This window comes from Collinsella aerofaciens ATCC 25986 (assembly GCF_964237925.1).
GTDB lineage: Bacteria > Actinomycetota > Coriobacteriia > Coriobacteriales > Coriobacteriaceae > Collinsella > Collinsella aerofaciens_BJ.
On the sequence record NZ_CAXSKI010000034.1, the window covers coordinates 1 to 2,132 of the forward strand.

Below are 2,132 nucleotides of genomic sequence, written 5' to 3' on the forward strand. Positions count from 1 at the left end.
CGCGCGGCAAGGAGATATATTGCCAGACCGGAGGGGCCCCGCGGGCGGGAATCTGGGCGTACACATTTCCTACACATCTAAGTACTCTCGGCTGGCTGGTTAAAAACAGGAGGGGACCTCGCATCCGAGATCCCCTCTTTCGCCCATCTATAGCAATAGACTCTTAAATACCTTATGCCAGCAGCTTGCGACCGGACTCCTCGATCGCGTCAAGTGCTGCATCTGCCTCGGCGGCATCCGAGCCCTTAGCGAAGATGTACAGCTTAATCTTGGGCTCGGTGCCGGAAGGACGAACAATACCCTTGTTGCCACCCTCAAGATCGAACTCAATAACATTAGCCTTCGGCAGGCCGTTCACGCAGGTGTTGTAATCAACGACGGCCTCAATCTTGGAACCGGCGAGCTCCGCGGGCGGGTTCTCGCGCAGACCGGCCATGATGCCGGCCATCTTTGCCGCACCCTCAGCACCCGGATAGCTCAGCGAAATCGTCTTGTTGTGATAGTAGCCATACTTCTCGTACAGCTCGTGCATCGCGTCGGCAAGGTTCTTTCCCTGGAGCTTGTAATACTGCGCCATCTGGCAAATCAAAAGCGAAGTGCTCACGGCGTCCTTGTCGCGCACGTGGTCGCCGGCCAGATAGCCGTAGCTCTCCTCAAAACCGAAGATAAAGCGATCGACCTCGCCAGCATCGGAAAGAGAAGTAATGATGTCGCCGATGTACTTGAAGCCCGTCAGGCAACGACGGAGCTCAAAACCGTACTCATCGGCCAGAGCGTCAACCATGGCGGAAGAAACGATAGTAGTGACAGCAACCTTCTTAGTGAGGTCCTCACCGCGAGCAGCGCGGGTCTTGCAGATATAGTCGAGCAGCAGAACGCCCATCTCATTGCCGGTCAGCAGCAGATAGTCATCGCTATTCTTAACGGCAACGCCAACGCGATCGGCGTCAGGATCGGTTGCAAGCAGCAGATCAGGGTGAACCTGCTCGCACAGGTCAATGCCCTTCTGCATGGCCTGGCGAATCTCGGGGTTAGGATACGGGCAGGTCGGGAAATCGCCGTTAGGCTCCTTCTGCTCGGGAACAACCGTGACATCGGTGATGCCAGCGCGCTCGAGCACCGTCGTGACGGGAATGAGGCCGGTGCCGTTGAGCGGAGTGTAGACGAGCTTAAGCGGAGCGCCAGCGATCTCCTCGGCAGAAAGGTTGGTCACGCCGCGGGCGAGAACGGCGTCATAATAACGCTCGAGGCACGAGTCATCGATCCATTTGACCAGACCCTGCTCAAGAGCCTCATCGAAGTCCATGGACTTCACGCCGGTAAACGTATCGGTCTCGGCGATAGCCTTAGAAATTGCATCGGCAGCCTCGCTGGTAATCTGGCAGCCGTCGGGGCCATAGGCCTTATAGCCGTTATAAGGCGCTGGATTATGACTAGCGGTCATGCAAATGCCACCGGAGCACTTAAGGTCACGGACGGCCCAGGAAAGCGTCGGCACGGGAGAAATCTTAGGATACACGAGAGCAGTCACGCCGTTTGCGGCAAGAATGGCAGCCGTCGTCTTAACGAACAGTTCACCCTTATTGCGGCTATCGCGAGCGATGGCAACCGTCGGATGCTCGAAGGTCGCATTGAGATAGTCAGCAAAACCCTGCGTCGCGCGACCAACCGTATAGATATTCATACGGTTAGTGCCTGCACCGATAGTGCCACGTAGACCGGCGGTACCGAAGGCGAGATCTTGGAAGAAAGCGTCGGTGATGGCGTCTTCGTCACCCTGCTCCTTCATCGTGTTGAGCTCAGCGAGGAGCTCCTCGTCCTTGACATTGGCAATCCAAGTATCAAGCAGCTCATGAACATCTGCCATGTGAGTCCTTCCGTCACAATCAATAAAACAACCCGTGTAAAACAGGACAAGCGCATCAGCGCGCTAAAGCAAATATTAGTCCATTGAGAACAGAGAACCGGCCACAGAACGGTGAACGTTTATATTCACCGGTGGATGATTGGATTGATTTAATTGCTTAGTGAATGCCGCCTATAACGCAAAAAGGAGGAGGCCGCGAGGCCTCCCCCTTCTCAGTTCAAGCGTACGGCTCGGTGCCGTCCACCGGTCAGCGGCGCCCTGGCCT

Annotated in this window: 1 protein-coding gene; it reads right to left on the reverse strand. The window is 56.1% G+C overall.

Features of this window, described 5'->3' with window-relative positions:
- Positions 1-172 precede the first annotated feature (172 nt).
- Positions 173-1,867 carry a phospho-sugar mutase gene (locus ACESWY_RS10210; protein WP_373094346.1) on the reverse strand — a complete coding sequence of 565 codons (1,695 nt, stop codon included), beginning with the start codon at positions 1,865-1,867 and terminating at the stop codon, positions 173-175.
- Positions 1,868-2,132: the final 265 nt, after the last annotated feature.